Here is a 26,289-nt window from a genome sequence, read left to right on the forward strand (position 1 = left end):
GAGGATATCATGTACATCATCAATTCACCGCGCGACGTCCAGGACATGGCCCGTGGCGCCGTCGTGCTGGGCACGGGCGGCGGCGGCGATCCCTATATCGGCGAGCTGCTCGTGGCGGCGGAGGTCGCCAACGGGAATTTCCCCAAGATCATAAGCTGCGACGAGATCGGCGACGACGATTTCGTGCTGGTCTTTGCCGGTGTCGGCGCGCCTTCCATCCTGGTCGAGAACCTGTTGAGCAAGACGGCGATGCTGCGCGTGCTGGCCCGCGCCGAGGCGCATTTCGACCGGCGCGTGGACGCCTTGCTCTGCATGGAGATCGGCGGCGCCAATTCGATGATGCCGTTGGCGCTGGGGGCGATTAGCGGGGTTCCCGTCCTCGATGCCGACGGCATCGGCCGGGCGCTGCCGCAGCTGAACATGACCACCTTCAGCATCCACGGCTGCCCGGTCACGCCGTCCATCCTCATGGAGGAACGCGGCAACGTCGTCACGATCGAGGCCTCCGACGACAAGATGGCGGAGGATATCTCGCGCGCCGCGACGATCGCGATGGGCGCCGGCGCCTTCTGCATGATGTATCCGATGTCCGGCAAGCGCGCGCGCGAAGTGACCATCCACGGCACCATCAGCCAGACGCTGGAGATCGGACGCGCCATACGCGAAGGCCGCAACAGCCATGGCGACCCCTTCGACAATCTGCTGCGCTATCTGAACAGCTGGCCCGATCGCACCGCGAAGATCATCTTCGACGGCAAGATCGTCGACGTGACCCACGAGATCCGCAACGGCTGGCATTGGGGGCAGGCCCGGCTGCAACCGCTGAACGGCGGCGGGGACGATTGCGTCATCGAGATCCAGAACGAATTCACGATCGCCCGCATCAATGGCGAGACCGCGACGATCGTGCCCGACCTCATCACCGTGCTCGACCGCGAATCCGCCGAGCCGCTGACATCCGACATGCTCGCCTACGGCCAGCGCGTGAAGGTGCTCTCCTACAGTTGCGACCCCGTGCTGCGCCGTCCCGAGGCGCTCGATGTCCTGGGGCCCCGCGCCTTCGGCTTCGACGAGGACTTCCGGCCGATGGAGGAGCTTCTCGGCCTCCGCGAGCCGCAGCAGGCCGTTGGCTGACATGTCCGCGATATTGCACAACGGCCCGATCTTCGACGGGCACTCCGCCGACCTGTTGCAGGGACAGGCCATCTATGTCGAAGACGGGCTGATCCGCGAAATCGCGCCGCTCGACAAGCTTCCGGGCGCGGAACGGCGGATCGACCTGAACGGGCATTTCGTGATGCCCGGCCTGATCGACGCCCATTTCCACGCCTATGGGATCGAGGTCGACCTCGAAAAGGTCGATCACATCTCCCCCGCCCTGCGCAGCCTCCATGCCCGGCGTTTCCTGGAAGGCGCCCTGCACCGCGGCTTCACCACCGTGCGCGATGCCGCCGGCGGCGATCTGCCGCTGGCGACCGCCCTCGAACAGGGCCTGATCGACGGGCCGCGCTTCTTCTTTCCCGGCCTCGCTATCAGCCAGACCGGCGGGCATGGCGATTTCCGCCTGCCCGACCATTATGACGCCTGCGCCTGCGCTTATTGCGGGGCGCTGGCGACCGTCGCCGACGGCCCCGACGAGGTGCGCCGGGTCGTGCGCGATCAGCTCCGCAAAGGCGCGCACCACATCAAGCTGTTCGTGTCCGGCGGCGTGCTGTCGCGCACCGACCCGATCTGGATGCGGCAGTTCAGCGACGCCGAGATCCGGGTCGCGGTCGAAGAGGCCGAGACGCGCCGCGCCTATGTCATGGCGCATGTCCATACCAATGAGGCGGCGCTGCGCTGCGTCGCCAACGGCGTCCGTTCGCTGGAGCACGTCACCATCCTCGAGCGGGATGGGGCCGACGCCATCGTCGCCGCCGGCGCTTTCGCCGTGCCGACCTTCGCCATCGGCGACGCGATGAAGGAACGCGCCGAGCAGATGGGATTGCCCGCGGCGATCCTCGACAAGGTCCGCGCGATGGGCGACGTGGCCTATGCATCGCTGGACCATCTGCGACAGGCCGGGGCCCAGATCGGTTTCGGAACCGACCTGCTGGGCCCGCTGATGGACCGCCAGGCCCGCGAGTTCCGCTTGCGGCTGCCCGTCTGCAGTCCGGTCGAGATCCTGCGATCGGCGACCTCGGTCAACGCCGCGCTGCTTCAGATGGAAGGCAAGTTGGGGACGATCGCGCCCGGCGCCTGCGCGGACATCATCGCCATCGACGGCAATCCGCTGGACGACATCGCCCTGTTCGAACAGCAGGAGCGCATCGGCTTCATCATGCGCGACGGCAAGGTCGTCCGATGCGCGCTTTAGCCGAAGCCGACGGGACGGTCGGCATGGAAACGAACGGGGCCGCCCCCGCCGTCGAACGGACGAAACGACATCGCTGGCTGTTCCTTGTCGCCGTCATTCCCGCGGCCTGTCTCGGCTTCTCCAACCTGATCCTCCTGCCCTTGTGGACCGAGGCCATGGCAGCCGGCATCGGCGCGTCGCCGCAAATGCTGCTCATGGTCGGTTCGGTCGAACTCCTGGCGGCAGGCGTCGCATCGCTCTGCGTGGGCATGTTCGGTCTCGGCCGGCCCACATCCACGCTGCTGAAGGCCGGGCTGGCGACGATCTGTTTCGCGAACGTCGCGCTGAGCCTCGCGCTCTGGAAAGGAGCGGGCGGATTGGCCCTGACCGGATTGCTCCGGTTGCTCGCCGGCCTCGGCGAGGGGGTGGCGATGTCCGCCGCGCTCGCCCGCATCGGCCGCTCGCCCGATCCCGACCGCTTCTTCCTGCTGAACCAGTTCGTCGTCGGCCTGTTCGCGATGCTGACCTTTTCCATTCTGCCGCCCTTGATGGGCGTGGCCGCGCATTTCGGCCCCGCGCCGATGGCGATCTTCACCCTGCTCGCGGGAATGGCCATGTGCGGGCTGCCGCTCGCGCGCCTTGCCGATATCGGCGATCATCGCCCGGACGATGCGGCGCCGACCGCATCTAAATCCATCGGACGTCACGCCTGGCTGGGCATCGGCATGGTCTTCTGCTTCGTGACCGGCTTCACCACCATCTACGCCTCATGGGGCCGGCTGGGCGCCCATGTCGGGCTGGACGTCGACCGGCTTTCGGCCAGCCTCGCGCAGGGCGCCCTGGTCGGGCTGGCGGGGCTGGGGGCGATGACGCTGGCCGCGCGCCGCATCGGCCTGTTCCCGCCGATGGTCATCTGCCTCGTCCTGCTCGTCGCCTCCGCCTTCGTATCGACGCATGCCTCGCTCCTGCCCCCGAGCTTTCGGCAGGCCGCGATTCAGGTCGCGATATGCACCGAGCAGGTGGGCTCGCTGATCATGTCGCCGCTGCTGATGACGGTTCTCGCCCTGCGCGACCCGACCAAGCGAGCCGTCGCCATCGCCCCCCTGGCCACCATGTCGGCGAGCATCGCCGGCGCCATGCTGGCGGCGCTGGTCGACCGCCACGCGGGTCCCTTCGCGATCGGCTGGGCCGCGAGCCTCCTCTATGGCTGCGGTCTCGTCCTGCTGGCGCTGACCTGGCGGCGATCGCCGGCGGCGCCCGTTCGCGGCAACCGGCCGCAAGCCATCTGATCCCCCATCACAGCCCAAAGGACCGGCGCATGACACAATCCCCGATTTCCTTCTTCGCCACGCTTCAGCCACAGCCCGCCGACCCGCTGCTTTCGCTCATCAAATTGTTCCGGGAAGACGGGCGCGCGGGAAAGATCGACCTGGGCGTCGGCGTCTATCGCAACGACAAGGGCGAAACGCCGGTGTTCCGGGCGGTCAAGGCGGCCGAACGGAAGCTCGTCGAAACTCAGGCCACGAAGGCCTATCTGGGGGCCGACGGCAACGTCGCCTATCTGGATCGCCTGCGCGCCCTCCTGTTCGCGCAACCTGCTCCCTCCGACCTGGTCGGGCTGCAAACGCCGGGCGGCACCGGCGCGATCCGGCTGGGCATGGAGATCGCCAACGCCGCCCGCCCCCGGACGCGGATCTGGATCAGCGATCCCAGTTGGCCCGCCCATATCCCCCTGGCCCGCATTGCGGGGCTCGAACCGGCGACGTTCCGCTATCTCGACCCCGCGACCGGACTGGTGGCCTTTGACGAGGTCATGGATCTGCTGCGCAACCGCGCCGAGCCCGGCGACGTCATCCTGCTGCAAGGTTGCTGCCATAACCCGACCGGCGCCGACCTCACCCCCGCGCAATGGACGGAAGCCGCCGCCGCGATGCGCGAGCGCGGGCTGATTCCGTTCGTCGATTTCGCCTATCACGGGCTGGGAACCGGCATCGAAGAGGATCTGGCGGGTGTCAGGATCATCGCCGACCTGCCGCAATATTTCCTCGCTTATTCGTGCAGCAAGAATTTCGGCCTCTATCGCGAGCGTGTCGGCGCCCTTTTCGTGCGGACCGGATCGACCGGCAGCAACCTGGCCGTGATGTCGAACCTCGCGCTGCGCAGCCGCCTGCTCTGGTCGATGCCGCCGGATCATGGGGCGGCGATCGTCGAGGCGATCCTGTCGGATGCTGGACTGACCGGACAATGGCAGGCCGAACTCGCCGAAATGCGCGCCCGCATCCGGGGCGTCCGCGCCCTGTTCGGTAAGGTGCCCGGCCTGGCGGTTCTCGCCGGCCAGCAGGGCATGTTCGCCCAGCTCGCCCTTCAGCCCGAACAGGTGCAGACGCTGCGCACCGAACAGGCGATCTACATGGCCGAAAGCGGACGGATCAATCTTGCCGGGATCAGCCTGGAAGAGGCCGCTCGCTTCATCGCGGCGCTTGGCGACGGACAAGCGGCGACGTCCTGACGAAGACCGGGAGATCCGCGTGATCGCGGATCTCCGTCCCTCCGGCGGCTTCGGGCCGCCCGGAGGGGATCATTGCCGGGTTACGGACAACAAGGTATCGGACGGCCGTTCCCCGAACCGGGCGCGATAGTCGGACGAAAAGCGGCTCAAATATTGATAGCCGACGCCCAGCGCGACATCGGTGACGCTGCCCCCCGCCACCGAGGCCCCGGTCAGCGCCATGCGCGCGCAGTCCAGCCTCGCGGCCTTGAGATAGGCCATCGGCGTGGTCTGGCGCCAGCGACGGAAGCCGTAGAAGAGCGTGCGGCTGCTGACCCCCGACTCCTCGACGATATCCTCCATCTTCAGGTCCCTGGCCATGTTGGCGCGGATATACGCCTCTGCCCGGCGAACATAATGGGGCGCGATCTCGCGGCTTTGCAGCTCCATTTCCACCGAATAATTGTGCGGCGCCGCTCTCAGCAGGCCGACGAGCAGGGCGCGCTCGAGCTGGCGGGCGACCCGCCAGTGGGTCGCCGCCGTGCCGGTGTCGAACGTCATCCAGTTGAATTCGACCATGGTGGAAAGCAGCCGCGCCGCGGGCCCGGCCGAGGGGATGGGCTCGAACCGCAGCGGATCGACGATCGGGTGCCCCAGCTCCGCCGCCAGGACTTCGTTGAGCGCGCCCACCTCGATGCTCAGAATAGCCTGGGTATAGGGAGCGACGAACCGCTTCGGAATCGAGTCGAAGGGATTGCCCGCGAGTATCTGTCCCGGCCCGAGGGTCCATTTGGCGTTGTGCAGGCGATATTCGCAACTGCCGGTGATCGGTATGCGGCAGCTATAATAGCCGGGATCGCAGACCTGGATGACCTCGAACACCTTGCCGCAGTCGATCCGCGCGAAATCGATCTTGATCCGCCCGACATCCAGGCGCTTGTGATCCAGCCTGAAACCGGGCGCGACGCTGAACGGCCGCAACTCGAAGCCGTGCGAATGCGTCCGGAAATACTCCGTCCCCTCCAGCAGGCTGCCGGTGTGATACAGGGCGGCGCCGACATTGGAGCGGAAAATATCGTCGCTGGTGATCAAGGTGAACATGACCGCCTCGCAGAATCGTCAACCTCTCGGGAGCATGGCCCGCGAGAATAACGCCGACTATCCCTACAGCGCAACGATTGCGCGTCAGCGCATGAAAGTCCCGCCGTTGATGTCCCAGGTCGCCCCGGTGACGTAGCCCATGGACGAGGAGGCGAGGAGGCAGACCGCGGCCGCGACCTCCTCCGGATGACCGAGCCGGCCGGACGGCATGGCGGCGGCGATCGCCTGCAACCGTTCGGCGGGAAGCGCCGCGCGCACGGCCGGCAGATCGAGCGCCCCCGGCGACACGGCATTGACGGTGATCCCCGTCCCGCCGAATTCCCGCGCGAAGAATTTGGTCAGCAGCATCAATGCCGCCTTCGCCGCCGCATAATGGGCGCCCGTCACGGTGCCGCCCATCTGTCCCGCCTGCGAGGCGATATTGATGATCCGTCCCGCCCGGCGTCCCCGCAGATGTTCGCCGACGACCTGGCAGCCGAAAAAGGGCCCCCGCAGATTGACGGCCATCACCGCGTCGAACTCATCGGGCTCGATCAGCATGACGGGCGTGGTCGGCGTGATCGCGGCGTTGTTGACCAGCACGTCGATGCCGCCCCAATCGGCCGCCGCCACCACCACGGCGACAAAGGCGCGCTTGTCGCGGACGTCCAGCGGGACGGCCCTGACGCGTTCGCCGCCCGCATCCAGGTCACACGCCAGCGCCTTGGCGCCGTCCATCGCGACATCGCCGATCAGGACCCGGTAGCCATCCGCATGGAGGGCGCGGACGATATGGGCGCCAAGTCCGCTGCCCCCTCCCGTGACCAGCGCGACGCGGCCTTCCCCCCGCGCGATCCCGATCACAGGACGAAACTCAATTCGCCGAGCGGCTCATCGGAATCGATCAGCCGGACGATCTTTTCCCGGATGCGGATTCCTTCGCCGGGCCGGACGGTCAGCCGGTGCGTGACGTCGGCGGGCAGCTGCTTCAGCACCTGCCGCTTGTAGCTGGCGATGAGCAGCGACGACGAAACCAGCACCTCCGCATCGCCCGTCTCCATGACGCGCAGCCGCGAGATGAAGCGGACGGTCCGCATGATCGGCGCGGCGGAAGGCGCATGGCCGCTCAGCAGCCGTTCGACCCGCTGGCGGCGCATCACATGATCGTCGAAGACATGGTTCAGCCGATCGGCATGATCCTTCCCCTCGCGCTCGATCGGCAGGATGTAGAAGCCCTCCGGCTCCCACAGGTCGAGCCAGCGATGATAGTCGTTCCGGTCGAGAAGGTCCGCCTCATAGTCGAGGAAGGCCCTGACGTCCTCGATGCCCGTCAGCTTGTCCATGTCGTTCGCCGGCCTCATCCGATCATCGCCTTTCTCCACATCGCATAGGCTTCGCGCATGCCGGTCTCGTCGGTGACGTGCGAATGGCGCTGCCCGTCCGCATCGGCCTTTTCACGGCCCAGGCCGCGGTTGAGCAGTATCCACATATCGTCCCTGTCGGCCCCGGCGCCGCGCTGGACCCGTTCCCATGCCTCCATGTCGTCCGGACTGCCGAAGCCTCCCGAGCCCTGGAATTTCTCGTGAAGGCGCAAGCGCAGGCGGTTCACTTCGGCCGGCGCCCCGTCCATCGTCAGCGCGATGTGCCGGATTTCGGTGCGATCGACCGCAAGCGGCCGCAGCTCGCGCAGGAAGGCCGCCGAAAGGCCGATATTGGGGAACAGGTTGAGGTTGAAACCCACGCCGCCGATCGCCCGGATGATCCAGCGCACCCGGTCCATCGGGAATTGCCTGGCCAGTTCCGCGGCCAGCGGCTCGAAATGCGCCGGGATCGGGCGGCCGTCGTCCGACCTGATATCGACATTTTCGGGGAAGAAGACCGCGACGCTATGCCCATTGCCGAGCGCGCGCACATGCGGCCCCTCCTGCCGCACGAAGGTGGTGAACGTCTTCGCCATCTCCGCGCTCACCGAATGGATGAAGGAACGATGGACGAAGGGAAAGTGGTAGGCATCGGTCGTATTTTCGAGCTGGATCTTCCAATTGCCGTTGAAGCGGAAGGCATGCGCTCCGGATGCCTTGACGGGAAAGCCGCCCCCTTGGTGCATGAACAGGTCGATCCATGGCCGGGCGGGGCCCAGGAAGCTGTCCAGCGGCTCCACCTCGGGATTCATCGAAGCGAAGATCAGACCCGCGTAGATGCCGACCTCGAGCGCGTGGAGCGGTAGCTGCTTCTTGTCGACGAGGCCGTCATATCCGTCCTCATAGGGTATTCCGAGCAGGCGTCCGTCCAGCCCATAGCTCCAGGCGTGATAAGGACAGGTGAAGCTCGACGTGTTGCCCCGCTGGCTTTCGCAGACCGTCGCCGCCTTGTGCCGGCATCGGTTCAAAAGGACATGCACCCGCCCGCTTTTCGCCCGTGTGACGATGATCGGCGACAGGCCGATTTCGGTCGTCTTGAAATCACCGGGCTCGGGGATCTCGCTTTCATGGGCGACCCACACCCAGCCGCCATGGAAAATCCGCTCGATCTCCCGGCGGAAGATGTCGGGATCGGTGTAGAGCGACGCGTGAAGGCGATCCTCGCGCACCCGTTCCTCGAGAGGAACCGCATCGGGTGCATTTTTTCCGTCGTATGTCTCAAGCATTTTCGCCTCTCCAGCTGGATCGGGGGGTGGCAAGGGCATGTTCGATCCGGCGTCCGGCCGCGCAGAGCAGGCCGTCCTCGCCGTGCCGGCCGACGAGTTGCAGCCCGGCGACGAGGCCCGGCCCCGCGACGACGGGAAGCGTCAGGGCCGGATGGCCCGACAGGTTGAACGGACGCACCAGGCTGGTCATGGTCACCAGGGCCTTCGCTCGCGCAGCCAGCTCCAGACGGGGCGGAAAGGCCGGCAAGGTCGGCAAGACCAGGATGTCGACCCGCTGCAACAATCGGTCGATTTCGGTTCGGAACGCCGCGCGCACCGCTTCCGCCCTGGCCAGTTGCCAGTCGTCGACGCGGGCGGCGGCGGCCAGGCGCGCGGCGACATCCGCGCCGACCCGTCCGGTAGCGAGCAGATGGCCGAATGCGGCGAACGTTTCGCGGCTGATGATCGAAAGACCCGCATCATAGGCTTCCGCCATGCGCTGCGACGTCATCGGGATCGCCGCCGGGACGGCGGCCGCGACCATGCTGGCGAGCCGGGAATCGCAATCCACATCGAGCGCGCCGAAGCGCAGATGCGGCGATGGCGGCACATGAAAGCCGTCGACCAGCGCTTCCATCGTCCAGATGATGTCGTCCATGGTTCGCGCCATCGGTCCGACGCAATCGAGCGAGCTTGCCGCAGGGTGGACGCCCTGACGGCCGACCAGTCCGAAGCTGGGCTTCAATCCGATGATTCCGCAACAGGCGGCGGGCATGCGGATCGATCCGCCGGTATCGGTGCCCAGCGCGACATCGGCCTCCCCCGCCGCGACGGCCGCCGCCGATCCGCTGGACGATCCGCCCGGAATATGCCCCGGCATCGCCGGGTTGGCCGGCGTCCCCGCCCAATGATTGATCCCGGTCACGCCGAAGGCCAGTTCGTGCATCACCGTCTTGCCGACCAGATGGCCGCCGGCATCCAGCACTTGCCGCACCACCCGCGCGTGGCCGGATGCCGGCTCCGTCTCCGCCAGGGCGCGGGAACCGCAGCCGGTCCGCGTGCCGGCGACATCGATGCAATCCTTGACCGCGACGCGCGGCCCCCGGACATCGCCGATCGAAAGGCGCTCGACGAAGGCGGAGTTCATGCCAGCCCTCCGGCCAGCAGGCGCGCCGCGTCGACGCCGATCGGCGCCTTGCACAGGCTCCGCGTCCGGAAATGCGCGATGCGCCACGCGGAGCCGTCCCGACGAAAGCCGATCCGCAGGCTTGCCATGCGCAATTCGCCCGCCTCGTCCCCCAACAGGGCGGTCTGGAACATCGTCCAGCGACCGGTCGCCCGGTCCCCGTCGACCTCGATCGATTCCGAGGTCAGGAAATGGACGTTCAGCAGGAAATGCCGGGTGCCGGGTGCACGCAACGATCCGAACCATGCGAGCAGGGCGTCCCGTCCCTCGACCCTTCCGAATTCCTGCGAGGCCCGGGCGCCCACGCCTTCCCAGACGACGTCCTGCGTGAACAAATCCGCGAAGGCGGCGTCGCTGTCATCGACCAGCGGCTCGTCACACAGGCGCATGTAGCGCGCGGCGACCCGCCTTATGAGCGCCTCATCCTCCAGCACCGCGATGCGGGCGGCAAGGGCGGACAGCTCAGCCATGGGGGCTTTCGGTGAACGCCGGACGGCCGATGCGCGTCTCGATCCGGGCATAGCGCCATAGCCGATAGTCCCCGACCGGCGTCTGGCGAAGCTGGTCGCACACCTTCACGATCGTCTCCAGGTCCGGCACTTCCGCCAGGATGTAGGAGGTGAAGGGATGTCCGACCGACTGACCGACCTGGATGCGGTCATCGTCGAGCGTACCGAGGAGCTTCAATCCGAAACGCCCCTCCAGGTCGCCGAACGCGGCGGCGAAGCCGGCGAACACCTCGGCCTGCCCGGCCGTCGGCAAGTCGAAGAACGTCTGGGTGATGCCGATGCAGAACAGCACCCGGATCGGAAATGTCGCGGGCGACGGGATGGTGGTCATGGCGATCTCCAAATAGGGCCAGGATGGGGGAAGCGGGGACGTGTCAGGGAAAGCCCGGCGACGGCGGCAGGCCCAGCAGCATGCGTCCGCCGACCTCGTAATTCGCCTCGCCCAGAAAGGCGTGCTGGTTGACGACGAGCGCGTCGCGCAGGAACTGCTGGATCGGGTTGTCGAGGAAGATCGCCGTCGTTCCGACCGTCGCGAAGGCCGCTTGCGCCACCTCCACACCGGCGCGCGAGGCGTGGTTCGCCGCGAGCCGCAGCGCCATGCGATCGCGCGGCGGCACCTCCCTCCCCGCTTCGACCGCCGCCCAGGCGCCGTCGACCTGCTCGTAGAGAAAGGCCCGGGCGGCGCCCAATGCCGCCTCCGCCTTCGCGATCGCATGTTGGACATAGGCCTTGTCCGCAAGCCGCGGACCGCCAGTGATCGACGTCTTGCCGGCGGCAACGTCGATCGCCGCATCGAGCGCGCCCCGCGCGGCTCCCAGCCCGACCACGGCGAAGGCGCAGGCCGCGAGCGCCATCGCGGGAAAGCGGCAAATCACGTCATCGCTTTGCGGCGCGCCGCCACGGACGAACGACCAGTCCTCGGCCATCACCACATCCCTGACGACGAGGTCGTGGCTGCCGGTGCCGGAAAGGCCGACCGTCTCCCAGTTGGGAACGATGTCGACCTTCTCCGCGGGCAGGACGATCAGCCGCGGCGGCGGCGTGGCGCCCTCGTCTCCCGGGACGATGATGCCGACCGATATCCAGTCGGCCGCCAGCGAGCCGCTGCCGAACTTCCAGCGGCCGTTGATCCGCAATCCTCCCGGAACGCGCTCGGCCGGCTGTAGCGGGAAAAGTCCTCCCGCCCCGACGACGTCCGGGCCGTCGGCATAGATTTCGGCGAGCCGATCCGGCGACAGGGCGCCGAAATAATTGGCGCCCTGCGGCGCGAAGCTCGCCACCCAGCCCACCGACGGATCGACCGCCGATATGCGCTCGATCTGCCGCAGCGAGACCGAGAGCGGCCGCCCGTCGCCGCCGAACCGCTGCGGGACGGTCGCGCGATAGAGGCCGGCGGACACCAGGCCGTCGACGATATCGCGCGGAACGCACCGCCCCCGCTCGATCTCGCCGCGCCGGCCCCGCACATTTTCCAGGACCGCTTCGAGCCGGCTCTCCCGGGACGACAGATCCTGTTCAAGAACCGCTGGTGCTTGGGACACTTCACTCTCCGAATGACTTCGTCTCGTTCTTTGGAGACGCCCGGCGCGGACTTCTGCATGGCCTGCGCAACGACTTGCCCGTCAGCGCTGCAATATGCGGCATCGCCGACCCGCTTCAGGACATCTCGCCCCTCACGAAAGAGGCAACCAACACATTGAATGCCTTCGCCTTTTCCCATTGGACCCAATGGCCGCAGCGGGTGAATACGGTGAACTGGGCGTTGGGGAGCTGCGCCAGCAGCGTCAGGTGCATGTCCATCGGATTGACCCGGTCCTCGCGCCCCCACAGGATCAGCGTATCGTGGGTGATGCCGGCGAGGTTCTCCTTCCAGAGCGCCTCGATCGGCGGCGGTCCGCCCCTGCCCAGAGGCGGGTTGGCCAGCAGGTCCGGCTGTGTCGCGGCGGCGATCCTGCCGTCCAGCAACTCTTCCGTCAGGAAGGAGGAATCGTAGACCATCGTCTGCAGGAAGGCGCGCAGCTTTTCACGGGTCGGCCCTTCGCCGCCGTAGAATTCCATGATCTGCCGCACGCCCAGCGTGGGCATCGGGGTCGAGGGCGCCAGCAGTCCGGCCGGCCCCATCAGGATGAGCCGCCCGATCCGGTCGGGCGCCTCCAGCGCCATCTTGATCGCGGTTCCGCCGCCCAGGCTGTTGCCGACGACATGCGCCTTTTCGATGCCGATCCTGCTCATCAGGCCCAGCATGCCCTTGGCATAGATGCCGAAACGCGGACCTTCGAGCACCGGCTTGTCGGATTGGCCATAGCCGACGAGATCCGGGATGATCAGCCGGAACTGCCGTGAAAGCGCCTCGACGTTGCGGCTATAGTTGCTCCAGCCGCTCGCACCCGGCCCGCCGCCATGGATCAGGATCAGCGGCTCGCCGGTTCCGATGTCGTGATAATGATATTTGACGCCGTCGACGTCGGCGAAATGCGATTGCGGTCCATTTGCCATGTTGTTCAGCTCCTTTCATGACCCCAGAAGCTGATCGCGTCATATTCGCGCACTTCCGGCTTCCCTTCGATCTTGCATCCGCCAAAGCCGCACTCGACATCGAAGCCGGCCGGCGTCGTGGCGTAGAAGGACAGCATCCTGTCGTTGGTGTGCCGTCCCAGCCCGCCGGTCACGAAACCTCGGTCGACACTGCGCCGATGCGCGCGCAGCACGTCGTCCAGCCCGGTCATCTCCAGCATGAGATGGTTGAGCCGCTTCCCACCCGGCAACGGCGCCAGCGCCAGCGAATGATGGCGCGCGTTGCAGTGGAGGAAGGCGATCCGCAGCACCATTTCCGGCCCCACCGGCGCGGTTATGAAATCGCTGATCGCAAAACCGACGCGCTCGTAGAAGGCGACGGCGCGATCGAGGTCGCTCACGGCCAGGACGATATGGCCCAGCCCTTCGTCATCGGTGACGAAGCCCGCCCCAATGTCCGATCGGAAGGGCGTTCCGGCATCGGCGAGGCCGTGCACCACCTCCAGCCGGAGACCGTCGGGATCGCGAAACCAGAACCCGGACCGCACCTGGCGCGACGCCAGCTCGTCCACCGACAGGGAAAGGCATTCGACGCCCCCGCCTTCGAGCCGCTGCCTCGCCTCGATCAGCGCCCGATCCCCGTCCACCTCGATCCCGGCATAAACCAGATCGTTCGCCGGGGATGGCCGCACGGCGATGCGCCAGGCCTTTCCGTCCACCCGCAGACGCGCCTCGTCCGCTTCCCGTTCCGCCGTCAGGCCAAGGACGTCGGTGGCAAAGGATAGCCAGGCGGGCACGTCCGCCACGCCCAATCCCACATATGACAGTTGCACGTCCGATCCGCTCCATATGTTCGCTTTGTCCGGCCCACAGATATCGGGCGGCGGACGGCCGGCTGTACGGAGGGTGCATCCACTATGTGCTGACCGCAGCAATCCCCGCCTGACCCGTCTCCGCATAAAGGCTGCGCAGTTCGCGCTTCAGCAGCTTGCCCGATCCGTTGCGCGGCAGGCTGTCGGTGAAGATGATCCGTTTCGGCGTCTTGTGCGCGGCGAGGCGGGCGCGGACATGGGCGATCAGTTCTTCCGCCGTCGCCCGCGCGCCGTCGCGCAGCACGACGACGGCGGTCACCGCTTCGATCCATTTGGGATCGGGCAGCGCGATCACCGCCACCTCGGAAACCGCCGGATGGGTGAAGACGACGTCCTCGACCTCGCGCCCCGCGACGAGGACCCCTCCGGTGTTGATGACGTCGCGTATCCGGTCGACGACGAAGATATAGCCTTCGGCGTCCATGAAGCCGAGGTCCCCGGAATGGAACCAGCCGCCCCGGAACGCGGCCTCGGTTTCGTCCGGCCTTTCCCAATAACCGGCCAGCAACTGGGACGACCGATGGACGATTTCGCCCAGTTCGCCGGGAGCGACGTCGTTCATCGCCTCGTCGACGACGCGCGTCTCGACGTTCAGCACGGGACGCCCCGCCGATGCCGGCCGCGTGTCATGCTCTTCCGGCGCGAGGACGGTCGCCACCGGACCGATCTCGCTTTGCCCATAGGCATTATAGGGACGCGCGCCCGGCAGCCTCGTCCGGATTTCCTCGAGCACCGGCACCGGCATGATCGATGCGCCATAATAGATCTTGCTCAGCGACCGCAGGTCGTGCCGGTCGAAATCCGGATGGCGCAACAGGCTGATCCACACCGTCGGCGGCGCGAAAAAGGATGTGATCCCGACGCTTTCGATACGCTCGAACACCCGTTCCGGCCGGGGAGATTCGATGAGGTGGGTCGTCGCCCCGGCCAGCAGTTGCGGCATGGTGAACGCATGCATCTGCGCCGTGTGGTAAAGCGGCAGCGCGGCGAGGCAGATATCCCCTTCGCCATAATCCAGCGCGTGCATGCAGGAGACATATTCCGCGAGGATCGCACGATGCTGCATCATCGCGCCCTTCGGCGCCGAGGTGGTTCCCGACGTATATTGGATCTGCGCCAGGTCGCCGCCGCGAAGGGCGGGAAGCGCGACCGGGGCGTCGCCGCGCAGCGCCATGTCGAGAATGTCGAGGTCGCCTCCCCCCGCGAGCGAGCCGATCATCGACAAGGCCGCCACCTCTTCGACCTGCCTGGCGGCCGCCAGCCTATCCGCATCGCAGAAGATCGCGCGCGCACCCGACTGACGGATGATGAAGCCCAGTTCCGCTCCGGCCAGCCCCGCATTGACCGGAACATGGACGAGCCCGGCCATGGCGACACCCAACCAGCACAGGAGATAGGCGTCGGAATTATGGCCATAGGCGGCAACCCGGTCGCCCGGTTCCAGCCCCGCGGCGCGCAATCCGGCCGCCACCCGTTCCGCCGCCCTGTGCAACTCGGCGAAGCTCCACGACCGGTCGCCGAACAGCAGCGCGGGCCGATCGCGATATTTGCGCGCGGCGCGGCCGATCGCGGCCCCGATCACATCCTGGTTGCTTGCCGGTGACCGCTCCATAGCCTCTTCCCGTCGTTGATCCTGCCGCTGCCGAGGATCGCGCGTGGAAGAGGAAGCCGCTGACTGGCCGTCGCAACGGCTTAGCTGACAGCGCAAAAGGCGCGACCGGCCCGGCATCGCCTGCCTGTACGCAGGCCGCGTGCGAATGGGTGAAAGCCGGCGGCTCCCAATAAGAGATTGCGCCTCCGGGATAGAGGCGGTCCGCCCCCATGCGGATGCTCCGGACGAGACGTGCTGAAGACGGCGTATCGCTCGGCTGCGGCGCCCCACGCTTTGAGGTGATGAAATGGGTATTGGAACGCGCATTACCGAAAAGCTCGGCATCAAGCACCCGATCGTCCAGGGCGGGATGCAGCATGTCGGGCTCTCCGCCCTGGCGAGCGCGGTTTCGAACGCCGGCGGGCTCGGCATCCTGACCGCGCTGACCCAACCCGATCCGCGGGCGCTGCGCGAGGAGATAGCGCGATGCCGCGCGATGACCGACAAGCCGTTCGGGGTGAACATCACCGTGTTTCCCACGATCAATGCGCCCGACTACAAGGGTTATGCGCAGGTCGTCATCGACAGCGGCGTCAAGATCGTCGAGACGGCGGGCACTCCGGCCGTCCGCGAGATCTGGGACATGCTGAAGCCCCACGGCGTGACGATCCTGCACAAGTGCACCAGCGTCCGCCATGCGCTATCCGCCGAAAGGGGCGGCTGCGACATCGTTTCGATCGACGGCTTCGAATGTGCCGGACACCCCGGCGAGGACGATATTCCCGGTCTGATCCTGATCCCCGCCGCCGCCGACAAGCTTGAAATCCCTCTGCTCGCGTCGGGCGGTTTCGGCGACGGGCGCGGCCTGGCCGCCGCGCTGGCGCTGGGGGCGGAGGGCATCAACATGGGAACCCGCTTCCTGGCCACGAGAGAGGCGCCCATCCACGACAAGGTGAAGGCGAGAATCCTGGAGAATGACGAACGCGGCACGAACCTCATCTTCCGCAAATTCAGGAACACGGCCCGGGTGGGAAAGAGCGACGTGTCGGACGAGGTGGTCGCCATCTCCGCCAGACCGGACTCGACCTTCGAGGATATCAGGCACCTCGTGTCCGGCGCCCGGGGCAAGGACGTCCTCGACAGCGGCGACCTGTCGCGCGGGCTGTTCTGGGCCGGCATGGTGCAAGGCCTGATCCACGACGTGCCGAGCTGCGAGCAACTCGTCAGCCGCATCGTCGCCGAGGCCGAAGCGATCATATCCCAGCGTCTTGCCGGAATGCGGGCCAGGGCGGTTCACGATCCGATTGCATCGGATCGGTCGCCCTAGCTTCTTGTGTTACCACGATTTCCGAGCCGGCAGATGTTCCCATCTACCTGGAAATCGCTGTAGAGGCCGAAAGGCCCGGATGGAAGGGAAGTGATGGCGATCGGAAAACGAAACGCCTGAAGACGAGGTTGCGCCTATCTGATTAGCGTACGTGTACCAGATCACGCGAAGAGCCTGATCGTATCGGTGTGAATAGGTCGCGCAACCCGAGGAGACGCTGTTCGATCCGAGAAGCGGCACCGTGAAGGCGGGCGAGGTAACTGACGGGACGGCAAGGCGTCGCCGTGTGCGTCACAACGAGCGAGATCGCGGCAACCACGCGATCGCCGATGCGGATCGGTACGGCGATGCAGATGAAGCCATCGAACATCTCTCCCTGATCGAGCGCATAGCCGCGCTCCCGGGTGACAGCGAGTTCCGCCCGTAGAGTCCCGGACGAGATGATCGTAGCGGGCGTCAGCGCGACGAAAGGCGCCGTCGCGAGATAGGCGTCGAAGTCGTCCTGAGGGAGATGCGCAAGCAGCGCCTTGCCCACTCCCGAACAATAGGCCTCCAGCTGCATATCCGGCTGCGAAACCGCAGCGCCGTCGGCGTCTCCCTCCTTGAGGAGATAGGTCATCATGCCGTCTTCGAGGATGCCGAGATGGGTTATCCGGCGCGTCCGGCGCGACAGTTCCGACAGGATCGGCCTGGCGGCCTCGGCGAGGATCTGGTTCGGCGTAAGCTGTAGCTGGGCCAGCCGCAACAACACCGGCCCGCCCACATAGCGATGGCGGCCGAGCTGGGCGATCAAGCCCGCCCGCTCCAGGCCGCCGAGCAGCCGGTGAGCGGTCGAAATCGGCAGGTCGGCCGCATCGGCCAGCGCCGACAGCGAAGGGCAATCGCGCCCGTCCTCGATCACCCGGACCAGCAGCGAAAGCGATTTATCCAGCGAAGTTGGCGATCCAGCCATCGCGATTTTTCCATCCTGCGGAAAGTTGGGACAGGTCGAGATTGTCCGACCTTGCCAACATATCATATATCTTTCTGCGATGGAGAGACAGTTTGATCATGCCGCGCGGCTACTGCGCGACGCCTATCGGGGCGAGAGCATCGCGCCGCTGCGCGCCTTCCTCGAGCCGCTGGATATCGACGGCGCCTATGCGGTGCAGGCGATCAACACCCGCTACTGGATCGATCAGGGGCGCCGTCTGGTCGGGCGGAAGATCGGTGCGACCGCAAAGGCGGTTCAGCGGCAGTTCGGCATCGATCAGCCCGATTTCGGCGCGCTCTTCGCCGACATGCGGATAGACGATGGCGGGGTGCTCGACCCGGCGACGGTCACTCAGCCCCGCGCGGAGGCGGAGATCGCCTTCCTCCTCGGGCGCGACCTCGCCGATCCCGACCTTTCGCTGGACGATGTCGCCGCCGCGATCGACGGCGCCATGGCGGCGATCGAGATCGTCGACAGCCGCATTACCGATTGGAAGATCACCTTGTCTGATACCATTGCCGACAACGGGTCTTCGGCCTTCTTCATACTCGGTACCGAAGTGCGATCCCCGATCGGCCTCGATCTCTACAGTTGCGGCATGGTCACCGAGATCAACGGGGAGATCGTTTCCGTCGGCGCCGGCGCCGCCTGCTTCGACCATCCCTATAAATCGGTCCGCTGGCTCGCCCGAACGCTGGCCTTGAACGGAGAGCCGCTGCGCGCGGGCGACATCCTGCTGTCCGGCGCGCTCGGCCCGATGGTCGCGCTGACGCCGGGCGACGAGGTCCGCACGCGGATCGGCGGTCTCGGCACCTGCACATTCACTTACGGAGCGTGACGATGAGCCAGAAGGTCAAGGCGGCGATCATCGGATCGGGCAATATCGGCACCGACCTGATGATCAAGATGATCAAATATCCCCAGAACATGGAGCTGGCGGCGGTCGTCGGCATCGATCCGGCGTCCGAGGGCCTCGCCATGGCGCGCGAGCGCGGCATCGCGACCACGCATGAGGGGATCGAGGGGCTGAAGAAGCTGCCCGACTATGCCGAGATCGGCGTCGTCTTCGACGCGACCTCCGCCTATGCCCACAAGGTCCATGACGAGGCGCTGCGCGCCGACGGCAAGCTGGTGGTCGACCTGACCCCGGCGGCGATCGGCCCCTTCACCATCCCGCCCGTCAACATGGACGAGCATCTCGACGCGACCAACGTCAACATGGTCACCTGCGGCGGCCAGGCGACGATCCCGATCGTCGCCGCCGTGAGCCAGGTCGCGACGGTCCATTATGCCGAGATCGTCGCCTCGGTCTCGTCGCGCTCGGCCGGCCCCGGCACCCGCGCCAACATCGACGAGTTCACCCGCACCACGGCGAGCGCGATCGAGAAGGTCGGCGGCGCCGCGCAGGGCAAGGCGATCATCATCCTCAACCCGGCCGAGCCGCCGATGATCATGCGCGACACCGTCTTCACCCTGTCCGAGGGCGCCGACGAGGAGGCGATCCGCGCCTCGGTCGCGGCGATGGTCGCGAAGGTGCAGGCCTATGTGCCGGGCTACCGCCTCAAGCAGGAGGTCCAGTTCGAGCGGTTCGGCGACAACAACAGGCTGAAGATCCCCGGCCGCGGCGAGTTCACCGGCATCAAGACCTCGGTGTTCCTCGAGGTCGAGGGCGCCGGCGACTATCTGCCCAGCTATTCGGGCAATCTCGACATCATGACCGCCGCCGCCAAGGCGACCGGCGAGCTGCTCGCGCAGCGCATCATCGAACGGAGGGCCGCGGCATGAGCTTCGACGTCGGCAAGGACAAGCTCTACATCCAGGACGTGACGCTGCGCGACGGCATGCACGCGATCCGCCACATGTACGGGATCGACCATGTCCGCGCGATCGCCAGGGCGCTCGACGAGGCCGGGGTCGACGCGATCGAGGTCGCGCATGGCGACGGCCTCAACGGCGCCAGCTTCAACTACGGCTTCGGCGCCCACACCGACTGGGAATGGCTGGAGGCCGTCGCCGACGTGCTGACCCGCTCGGTGCTGACCACCTTGCTGGTGCCCGGTATCGGCACCGTCGAGGAACTTCGCCGCGCCCATGCCCTGGGTGTGCGCTCGGTCCGCGTGGCGACGCACTGCACCGAGGCGGACGTCTCGAAGCAGCATATCGGCATCGCCCGCGACCTCGGCATGGACGTGTCGGGCTTCCTGATGATGAGCCACATGATCGAGCCCGAGGCGCTCGCCCAGCAGGCGCTGCTGATGGAGAGCTACGGCGCGCAGTGCGTCTACGTCACCGACAGCGGCGGCGCGCTCGACATGGACGGGGTGCGCGCCCGCTTCCAGGCCTATGACCGGGTGCTCAAGCCCGAGACGCAGCGCGGCATGCACGCGCACCACAACCTCTCGCTCGGCGTCGCCAACTCGATCGTCGCGGCGCAGCAGGGCGCGGTGCGGATCGACGCCAGCCTCGCCGGCATGGGCGCGGGCGCGGGCAACGCCCCGCTCGAGGTGTTCATCGCCGCGGTCGACCGCAAGGGCTGGAATCATGGCTGCGACGTCAACGCGCTGATGGACGCAGCCGAGGATCTCGTCCGCCCGCTGCAGGACCGCCCGGTCCGCGTCGACCGCGAAACGCTCGCGCTCGGCTATGCCGGGGTCTATTCGAGCTTCCTGCGCCATGCCGAGAAGGCGGCGGCGGACTATGGCCTCGATGCCCGCGAAATCCTCATCGAGCTTGGCCATCGCAAGATGGTCGGCGGCCAGGAGGATATGATCGTCGACGTCGCCCTCGACATCAAGCGGAAAGCCGAGGGCAAGCGGGCGGTCGCGCCTTGAATGACGCTCCCGACCAGTCGTCCCCCGTGCGGATAGCGTCGCTCGTCCCGCTGGCGCCGATCGCGCGTGCCGAATTCGCACGGCGCTTCATCATCGAAGACGCGGAGCCGGCATCGCTCGGCACGCTTTGCCCGGATGTCCTGCTGCTGAGCCCGGCCGTGCGGGTGGATGCGGCCTTCCTTGCAGGCCTTCCCGCCTCGGTGGGTGCGCTCGCGACCTATTCGGTCGGCCTCGACCATATCGATCTCGACGCGGTCCGTGCGCGCGGCCTGCCGATGTTCAACACGCCCGGCATCCTCTCGAATGCGGTGGCCGATCAGGCGATGTTGCTGCTGTTGGCCGCGACGCGGCGGATGGCCGAGGCGACCGCCCTGCTGCGCGAAGGCCGATGGACCGACCTGTGGTCGAGCCACATCCTCGGCGTCGAACTCGCGGGCAGGACGCTGGGCATCTACGGCCTGGGCGACATCGGTCGCAGGGTGGCACGCCGGGCCACGGCCTTCGGGATGAGGCTGGTCTACCACAACCGCAGGCGGGCCGTGGATGAAGCCGGGGCCACTTTCGCCGCCACCGCGGAGGAATTTCTCGCCAGCGCCGATATCCTCCTGCTCGCGGCCCCTTCCACGGGCGAGACGCGCAACTTCCTGAACCGCGAACGTCTCGCCCTGGCGCGCGATGGACTGGTCGTCGTCAATATCGGCCGGGGCGATCTGATCGATGACGACGCGCTGCTGGAGGCGCTGGAGAGCGGGAAGGTTCGGGCGGCGGGCCTCGACGTCTTTCGCAACGAACCGCAGATCGATCCGCGCTTCCTGGCCCGGCCCGATGTGGTGGCGACGCCGCATATCGGCAGCGCGACCGAAGAGGCGCGGCGGGGCATGGCGACGGTGCTGTGCGACGCGATCGAGGCGTGGCGACGAGGCGAACGCCCCGCCAACCGGATCGCCTGACTCCATCCCGATCAAGGATCCCGCATTGGCCGATCGCTACGCCACCCTCGCCAGCCATGCCGATTTCCGCCGGATCGCGCGGTCGCGGATTCCGCCCCTCATCTTCGATTATTTCGAAGGCGGTGCGGGCGACGAGATGACGATCCATGAGAATGAGACCGCATTCGCAGCGGTGCGCTTGCCCCAAAGGGTGATGGTCGACATGTCGGCCGTCGAGACGGCGGGCGACCTGCTCGGCGAAGCCTGCTCGATGCCGCTCGCCCTGGCGCCCATCGGCTTTGCCGGCCTGATGTGCCGGCGCGGCGAGACGCAGGCGGCGCGCGCGGCCGAAGCCGCGGGCGTCCCCTTCTGCCTGTCGGCCAATGCGATCTGCTCGGTCGAGGAGGTCGCGCAGGCGGCCCGGCGCCCCTTCTGGTTCCAGCTCTACATGATGCGCGACCGCGACGTCGTCGTCGACCTGCTCCGGCGGGCCTGGGACGGCGGCTGCCGCACGCTGGTCTTCACCGTCGATCTCGCCGTGCCCGGTATCCGGCGGCGCGACATCCGCAACGATCTCTTCGGCGGCACCACGCCGGCCAAGCTGCTCAGCTATGCATGCCATCCCCGCTGGCTGGTCGACGTCGGGCTGCGCGGCGGTCCGCACACATTCGGCAACCTCGCGCCCTATGTCGCGAAGGCGCGCCATCTGGCCGGCTTCGGGGGCTGGCTGATGCGGCAGTTCGACGCAGGCGTCACCTGGAAAGACATCGCCTGGCTCCGGAACCAATGGAAGGGCAGGCTCGTCATCAAGGGCATCCTCGATAGGCGGGACGCGACGATGGCGCTCGATGCCGGTGCGGATGCCCTCGTCGTCTCCAACCATGGCGGGCGCCAGCTTGACGGCGTTGCTCCGACAGCCGTCGCATTGCCCGCGATCGCTCGGGCGGTCGGCGGGCGGGCGCCACTCCTCGTCGATGGCGGTGTGCGCAGCGGACAGGATGTGCTGAAAGCGCTCCTGCTCGGTGCCGACGGCGTTCTCATCGGCCGCGCCTGGGCCTATGCCGCCGCCGCGGGCGGCGAAGCGGCGATCGCCGCTCTGCTCGCACGCTTCCAGGTCGAATTGCGCACGGCCATGACGCTCGCCGGCTTCGCGGATATCGACACGATCAGGGAGCGGCGAATTCCTCCCGCTTCCGATGTCATGCCATGTGACAAATCGGGGCCCAACATATAAGATATGCTTTCATCAATGACGCGCATGGAAGCGATTCTGGAAAAGCGATGACCCAATATGTTTCCGCCACGGCGGCTGAAGACCGCCGGACAGGCGCCATCAAACTGCACGGTCCCGAGGGGTTCGCCGCCATGCGCAAGGCGGGCCAAGTCACCGCCACGGTCCTGGATGCCTTGACCGAGCTGGTCGAACCCGGCGTCAGCATGGCGGCCCTGGACGACTTCGCACGCGAGGCGATACGGGCAGCGGGGGCCACCCCTGCGAACATCGGCTATCGTGGTTACGCGCACACCAGTTGCATTTCGATCAACCATGTCGTCTGCCACGGCATCCCGAGCGAACGGACGCTGAAGGACGGCGATATCGTCAACATCGACCTGACCTCGCTCGTCGACGGATGGCATGGCGACACCAGCCGCATGTTCCTCGTCGGCGACGTATCGATCAAGGCGCGACGGCTGGTCGACGTGACCTATGAATGCCTGATGCTCGGCATCGAGCAGGCGAAGCCCGGCAACCATCTGGGCGACATCGGCCACGCGATCCAATCCCATGCCGAAAAGCATCGCTACGGCGTGGTCCGCGATTTCGTCGGCCATGGCGTCGGCCGCGTCTATCACGACGCTCCGGACGTGCTGCATTATGGAAAGTCCGGTACCGGCCCCGAATTGCGGCCCGGCATGATCTTCACCATCGAGCCGATGATCAACATCGGACGCCCCGACGTGAAGCTGCTCGACGACGGCTGGACCGCCGTGACGCGCGACCGGACGCTGTCGGCGCAGTTCGAGCATTCGATCGGCATCACCGAGACCGGCTGCGAGATCTTCACCGCCAGCCCCAAGGGCCTGCACCGCCCGCCCTATCGCTGAGGCCGTTCGGCCGATGGCGCGGAAGCAGTCCGCGCCATCGGGAGATCGGGCGAGCGTGCACCCGGCACACCCGCCCGACGGCAAGCTTCCAAAAGGGGATCAGGCCTTCCGCGTCGCCACACCGACGACATAGTGCCGGCTGATCTTCGTGCCCTCGCTGTCCTCGTTGCGGCGCTCGATCGCCTCGACCATCCGGGTCATCGTCCGTTCGAAGAGGCCGGCCTTCTCGAGCGCCAGGCTGCAGCCGCGCGACACCGGATGGACCTGGTCGAGCCCCTCGAGGAAGGTGCGCGGCGCGGGGCCGGTGTTGACCATCGGATGCTTGGTCAGGACGACATCGAAACCCCGCGCGCCGAACAGCGCGCGCATCTCGTCCTCATTGCCCCAATAGCTGTAGGGGAACGGCGCCTGGCCGACGACGGCCGCGGTGTCGTTGATCTGGATCTTCGCCACGTCCGAGATCGCGTCGCCGCCGAACCAGCCGGTCCACACGATGCGCCCGCCCGGCTTCAGCACCCGGGCCATCTCGGCGACCGCCGCCTCGCGGTCCGCCCCGAACATCAGGCTCACCGCATCGATCACCGCATCGAAGCTGGCGTCCGGAAAGGGAAGCTTCGCGACGTCGGCAAGCTCGAAGCGGGTATCGGGAAAATCCTTCAGTCTCTCCCGCGCGACGTCGAGCAGGCGGGGCGAGACCTCGATCGCGGTGACCTTCGCGCCGGCCTGGGCGGCCAGCAGCGCGGCATTGTTCCGCGCGCCGACGTCGAGCACGGCTTCGCCCGGCTTGATCGCGGCAGTGTCGACGATCATCTGCGCGATCGGAAGCAGCGCCTCGCCGATGAACTCATATTGCCCGAGGGCGCCGAAATCGGGCGCGACCGAGAAGCGTCCGACATAATGCCCCACAAAGTCCCACAGGGGCGCAACGGCTTCGGTCGTCGACATCATGTTCCTCCTGGCAAGATCGCGGGCACGTCGGCGCCACGTTGCCGGCGACTATGCTATCCATTGCCGGCCATGTCCAGTACTTATCTGATATCTATTGCCCATCCATGGATGAGATCGATTCGGAAAAACACACATAAATCCAGGAATTTTTGGATGTCTTCAGCAAAGGCCGGCTGACGCGCCCATATTCGACATTGCCAAGATATCAGATATATGTGAGCAATCCCTTCGAAAATCAGGAAGGGAATCGAACCGAATGCGCCTCTACCACTCACCCATGAGCATCGCCCTGGCATGTCGCCTTGCCCTGACAGCGGCCGACATCGGCCATGAGGTGGTGATCGTCAATTCACTGTCCGGCGAGACCAAGCAGGAGCCGTTTCTGTCGATCAATCCGCTGGGCGAGGTCCCGGCCCTGGACCATGACGGTGCGATCGTCACCCAAACCGTCGCGATCCTCAGTTTCATCGCCGATCATGGCGGCCAGGGCTGGGCCGACCCCACCCCGATCGAACGGGCGAAGGAACTGTCGACCATGATCGTCGCGGCGGCGGAGGTGCAAGCCGCCTGGAAGATGATCAACCGCCCCAATCGCTACGCACCCAGCGACACGGCCGCCGCCGAGGTCGGCGCACAGGCGCGCATTCGTCTCGATGCCGCCTATGCCGAACTCGAACGCCGCATCGCCCTGCGCGACACCGGCAAGGCGCTCGGCATCCTCGATTATCATGCCGGCGTGCTCGCCCTCTGGAAGATCATGGCGCCCGCGGGCCAGGGCCTTTCGCCCACCCCGCATCTCGACGCCGTCAAGGATCGCCTGATGAACACGCCGAAGCTGCGGCAGGTGATCGATGAAGACATCGCCAATTATACAGCGATGGTGGGCTGAGGCCCGCTGCCGCGCCCGCCCCGTCCTCGATCAAGCCTTGAGGGCGGGGCGCTGGCCCTGGTCGAAGAACGGGTCGAACGAGAAACGATGGGCAGCAAGCCTGCTCCAGTTTTCGCGGATCGCATCGTCGAACAACTGGCGCATCGCATCCGTCGCCGCGACAGCGTCCTTGCGGGCGATGGCCCGGACGATCGCCTTGTGCCGGGTCACCTGGGCCTGCTTCATCGCCTTCGTCGTACAGGCCTTCCACGCCGCGCGTGTGGCGATACGGGTGATCGGCGCGAACGATGCCAGGATCTGGGCGAACAGGACATTATGGCTGGCCCGCGCGATGGCGTAATGGAACTCCGCATTATACTGGGAAACCAGATCAGGATCATCCATGTGCATCGCGATCGCCTCGACGATGTCCTGGATTTCCTTGAGTTCCTGATCAGTGCGGGCCGTCGCCGCCATTTCGGTGGCGCGAAGTTCGACGGTCTTGCGCACCTCCCAGACGTCGAGGATCGAAATCTGCGACGTGTTGAAGCCGTGAACGATCGAGGTTGCGAACAGCGAGCCGTCGACGTGGCTGACCTTCGGCTTGCGACCACGGGCGATGTCGATGATCTGCAACGCGCCCAGCGCACCGAACGCCTCGCGCATGACGGCGCGGCTCACCCCGAGTTCGTCGCCGAAATATTTCTCGCCCGGAAGCGTATCGCCGGGGCGAAGGCCGTTGTCCCGCATGTAATTGCCGACCGCGCGGATCGCCTGCTGGACCAGCGAACCGCCGGCGCCCTGATCGACCTCAACCGAAGCGGCCGCAGCCGCCTTGCCGCGCCCTCGCGAAACACTGTTGTCGTCAGTGCGCTTGCGCACGCCACGGCGGCCGGTCTCGTTGGCGATAGGGCTATTCATCCTTCAACTCCTACCGTTCCGCACTGGAATCCGCAACGCCACGGCCGATCGCGCGCACCCTTCCCATCGACGCCCCATCCCGACCGGCTGACGAACATTGTTGTATCGACGATATCCCACACATGTCGGATACCTTAGAAGCGACCGAACACCGCAACAAGTAGACATTCCCGAAAATCATCACA

Annotated in this window: 26 protein-coding genes; 12 read left to right on the forward strand and 14 right to left on the reverse strand. The window is 66.6% G+C overall.

Features of this window, described 5'->3' with window-relative positions; genetic code table 11:
- The first annotated feature begins 9 nt into the window (after nucleotides 1-9).
- The 4 genes from HRJ34_RS10760 to HRJ34_RS10775 are packed head-to-tail and all read left to right on the forward strand — an operon-like array spanning nucleotide 10 to nucleotide 4,844.
- Nucleotides 10-1,134, forward strand: a complete 1,125-nt coding sequence (locus HRJ34_RS10760) for a DUF917 domain-containing protein (protein ID WP_012050373.1) — start codon at nucleotides 10-12, stop codon at nucleotides 1,132-1,134.
- A 1-nt stretch (nucleotide 1,135) separates the two neighbouring features.
- Complete coding sequence (locus HRJ34_RS10765) at nucleotides 1,136-2,356, forward strand: metal-dependent hydrolase family protein (RefSeq protein WP_208634077.1); 1,221 nt, start codon at nucleotides 1,136-1,138, stop codon at nucleotides 2,354-2,356.
- A 23-nt stretch (nucleotides 2,357-2,379) separates the two neighbouring features.
- Nucleotides 2,380-3,624 (forward strand): hypothetical protein, encoded by a 1,245-nt coding sequence (locus tag HRJ34_RS10770; RefSeq protein WP_208634078.1) that lies wholly within the window; start codon nucleotides 2,380-2,382, stop codon nucleotides 3,622-3,624.
- Nucleotides 3,625-3,653: 29 nt separating this feature from the next.
- Nucleotides 3,654-4,844: an amino acid aminotransferase gene (locus tag HRJ34_RS10775; protein WP_208634079.1), complete on the forward strand. Its 1,191-nt coding sequence runs from the start codon at nucleotides 3,654-3,656 to the stop codon at nucleotides 4,842-4,844.
- A 69-nt stretch (nucleotides 4,845-4,913) separates the two neighbouring features.
- Here the strand turns inward: HRJ34_RS10775 and HRJ34_RS10780 are convergent, their stop codons facing one another.
- The 11 genes from HRJ34_RS10780 to HRJ34_RS10830 form a co-directional block, all read right to left on the reverse strand.
- Nucleotides 4,914-5,924 (reverse strand): AraC family transcriptional regulator, encoded by a 1,011-nt coding sequence (locus HRJ34_RS10780; protein WP_012050369.1) that lies wholly within the window; start codon nucleotides 5,922-5,924, stop codon nucleotides 4,914-4,916.
- A gap of 84 nt (nucleotides 5,925-6,008) precedes the next feature.
- On the reverse strand, nucleotides 6,009-6,767 hold the full coding sequence (locus HRJ34_RS10785) for an SDR family NAD(P)-dependent oxidoreductase (protein WP_208634080.1): 759 nt from the start codon (nucleotides 6,765-6,767) through the stop codon (nucleotides 6,009-6,011).
- Nucleotides 6,764-7,246 carry an aromatic-ring-hydroxylating dioxygenase subunit beta gene (locus HRJ34_RS10790; RefSeq protein ID WP_012050367.1) on the reverse strand — a complete coding sequence of 161 codons (483 nt, stop codon included), beginning with the start codon at nucleotides 7,244-7,246 and terminating at the stop codon, nucleotides 6,764-6,766. The genes HRJ34_RS10785 and HRJ34_RS10790 overlap by 4 nt, the downstream gene beginning before the upstream one ends.
- Nucleotides 7,247-7,260: 14 nt before the next feature.
- A complete protein-coding gene (locus HRJ34_RS10795; protein ID WP_016743932.1) occupies nucleotides 7,261-8,550 on the reverse strand; it encodes an aromatic ring-hydroxylating oxygenase subunit alpha in 1,290 nt (429 codons plus the stop codon).
- A complete protein-coding gene (locus HRJ34_RS10800) occupies nucleotides 8,543-9,676 on the reverse strand; it encodes an amidase (RefSeq protein ID WP_208634081.1) in 1,134 nt (377 codons plus the stop codon). Before HRJ34_RS10800 ends, HRJ34_RS10795 begins: the two co-directional genes overlap by 8 nt.
- Nucleotides 9,673-10,185, reverse strand: a complete 513-nt coding sequence (locus HRJ34_RS10805) for a nuclear transport factor 2 family protein (protein ID WP_029992410.1) — start codon at nucleotides 10,183-10,185, stop codon at nucleotides 9,673-9,675. Before HRJ34_RS10805 ends, HRJ34_RS10800 begins: the two co-directional genes overlap by 4 nt.
- Nucleotides 10,178-10,555 (reverse strand): hypothetical protein, encoded by a 378-nt coding sequence (locus tag HRJ34_RS10810; RefSeq protein WP_012050363.1) that lies wholly within the window; start codon nucleotides 10,553-10,555, stop codon nucleotides 10,178-10,180. Before HRJ34_RS10810 ends, HRJ34_RS10805 begins: the two co-directional genes overlap by 8 nt.
- 43 nt (nucleotides 10,556-10,598) lie before the next feature.
- Complete coding sequence (locus HRJ34_RS10815; RefSeq protein WP_208634082.1) at nucleotides 10,599-11,765, reverse strand: acyl-CoA dehydrogenase family protein; 1,167 nt, start codon at nucleotides 11,763-11,765, stop codon at nucleotides 10,599-10,601.
- Nucleotides 11,766-11,880: 115 nt separating this feature from the next.
- Nucleotides 11,881-12,720: an alpha/beta fold hydrolase gene (locus HRJ34_RS10820; RefSeq protein ID WP_208634083.1), complete on the reverse strand. Its 840-nt coding sequence runs from the start codon at nucleotides 12,718-12,720 to the stop codon at nucleotides 11,881-11,883.
- A 5-nt stretch (nucleotides 12,721-12,725) separates the two neighbouring features.
- The gene (locus HRJ34_RS10825) at nucleotides 12,726-13,571 is read right to left on the reverse strand and encodes a VOC family protein (RefSeq protein WP_226949150.1); all 846 of its coding nucleotides are present in this window, start codon (nucleotides 13,569-13,571) and stop codon (nucleotides 12,726-12,728) included.
- A gap of 82 nt (nucleotides 13,572-13,653) precedes the next feature.
- A complete protein-coding gene (locus HRJ34_RS10830) occupies nucleotides 13,654-15,222 on the reverse strand; it encodes an acyl-CoA synthetase (RefSeq protein ID WP_208634084.1) in 1,569 nt (522 codons plus the stop codon).
- A gap of 286 nt (nucleotides 15,223-15,508) precedes the next feature.
- Between HRJ34_RS10830 and HRJ34_RS10835 the strand changes: the two genes are divergently transcribed.
- Nucleotides 15,509-16,528 carry an NAD(P)H-dependent flavin oxidoreductase gene (locus HRJ34_RS10835; protein ID WP_208634085.1) on the forward strand — a complete coding sequence of 340 codons (1,020 nt, stop codon included), beginning with the start codon at nucleotides 15,509-15,511 and terminating at the stop codon, nucleotides 16,526-16,528.
- Nucleotides 16,529-16,670: 142 nt separating this feature from the next.
- Here the strand turns inward: HRJ34_RS10835 and HRJ34_RS10840 are convergent, their stop codons facing one another.
- Entirely contained in the window at nucleotides 16,671-17,480 is an 810-nt protein-coding gene (locus HRJ34_RS10840; RefSeq protein WP_208634086.1) for an IclR family transcriptional regulator, read from the reverse strand.
- Nucleotides 17,481-17,559: 79 nt separating this feature from the next.
- On the opposite strand from HRJ34_RS10840, the gene HRJ34_RS10845 reads away from it, so the two are divergent.
- From HRJ34_RS10845 to map, 6 genes are read left to right on the forward strand one after another with little or no spacing between them, the layout of a single operon-like run.
- Entirely contained in the window at nucleotides 17,560-18,339 is a 780-nt protein-coding gene (locus tag HRJ34_RS10845; protein WP_016747000.1) for a 2-keto-4-pentenoate hydratase, read from the forward strand.
- A gap of 2 nt (nucleotides 18,340-18,341) precedes the next feature.
- On the forward strand, nucleotides 18,342-19,286 hold the full coding sequence (locus tag HRJ34_RS10850; RefSeq protein WP_086400607.1) for an acetaldehyde dehydrogenase (acetylating): 945 nt from the start codon (nucleotides 18,342-18,344) through the stop codon (nucleotides 19,284-19,286).
- On the forward strand, nucleotides 19,283-20,332 hold the full coding sequence (gene dmpG / locus HRJ34_RS10855; protein ID WP_208634087.1) for a 4-hydroxy-2-oxovalerate aldolase: 1,050 nt from the start codon (nucleotides 19,283-19,285) through the stop codon (nucleotides 20,330-20,332). Before HRJ34_RS10850 ends, dmpG begins: the two co-directional genes overlap by 4 nt.
- 26 nt (nucleotides 20,333-20,358) lie before the next feature.
- Nucleotides 20,359-21,282 carry an NAD(P)-dependent oxidoreductase gene (locus tag HRJ34_RS10860; protein WP_226949151.1) on the forward strand — a complete coding sequence of 308 codons (924 nt, stop codon included), beginning with the start codon at nucleotides 20,359-20,361 and terminating at the stop codon, nucleotides 21,280-21,282.
- A 25-nt stretch (nucleotides 21,283-21,307) separates the two neighbouring features.
- A complete protein-coding gene (locus tag HRJ34_RS10865; RefSeq protein ID WP_030090484.1) occupies nucleotides 21,308-22,495 on the forward strand; it encodes an L-lactate dehydrogenase in 1,188 nt (395 codons plus the stop codon).
- 47 nt (nucleotides 22,496-22,542) lie between these two features.
- Nucleotides 22,543-23,367 (forward strand): type I methionyl aminopeptidase, encoded by an 825-nt coding sequence (gene map / locus HRJ34_RS10870; RefSeq protein WP_011952485.1) that lies wholly within the window; start codon nucleotides 22,543-22,545, stop codon nucleotides 23,365-23,367.
- A 99-nt stretch (nucleotides 23,368-23,466) separates the two neighbouring features.
- Here the strand turns inward: map and HRJ34_RS10875 are convergent, their stop codons facing one another.
- Nucleotides 23,467-24,312 carry a class I SAM-dependent methyltransferase gene (locus HRJ34_RS10875; RefSeq protein ID WP_319025638.1) on the reverse strand — a complete coding sequence of 282 codons (846 nt, stop codon included), beginning with the start codon at nucleotides 24,310-24,312 and terminating at the stop codon, nucleotides 23,467-23,469.
- A 259-nt stretch (nucleotides 24,313-24,571) separates the two neighbouring features.
- Between HRJ34_RS10875 and HRJ34_RS10880 the strand changes: the two genes are divergently transcribed.
- Entirely contained in the window at nucleotides 24,572-25,204 is a 633-nt protein-coding gene (locus HRJ34_RS10880; protein WP_011952487.1) for a glutathione S-transferase family protein, read from the forward strand.
- A 30-nt stretch (nucleotides 25,205-25,234) separates the two neighbouring features.
- Here the strand turns inward: HRJ34_RS10880 and HRJ34_RS10885 are convergent, their stop codons facing one another.
- Nucleotides 25,235-26,104, reverse strand: a complete 870-nt coding sequence (locus HRJ34_RS10885; RefSeq protein WP_016746835.1) for a FadR/GntR family transcriptional regulator — start codon at nucleotides 26,102-26,104, stop codon at nucleotides 25,235-25,237.
- Between the last annotated feature and the right edge of the window lie 185 nt (nucleotides 26,105-26,289).

This window comes from Rhizorhabdus wittichii, from assembly GCF_017607425.1.
In the GTDB taxonomy this organism is placed as follows: Bacteria; Pseudomonadota; Alphaproteobacteria; order Sphingomonadales; family Sphingomonadaceae; genus Rhizorhabdus; species Rhizorhabdus wittichii.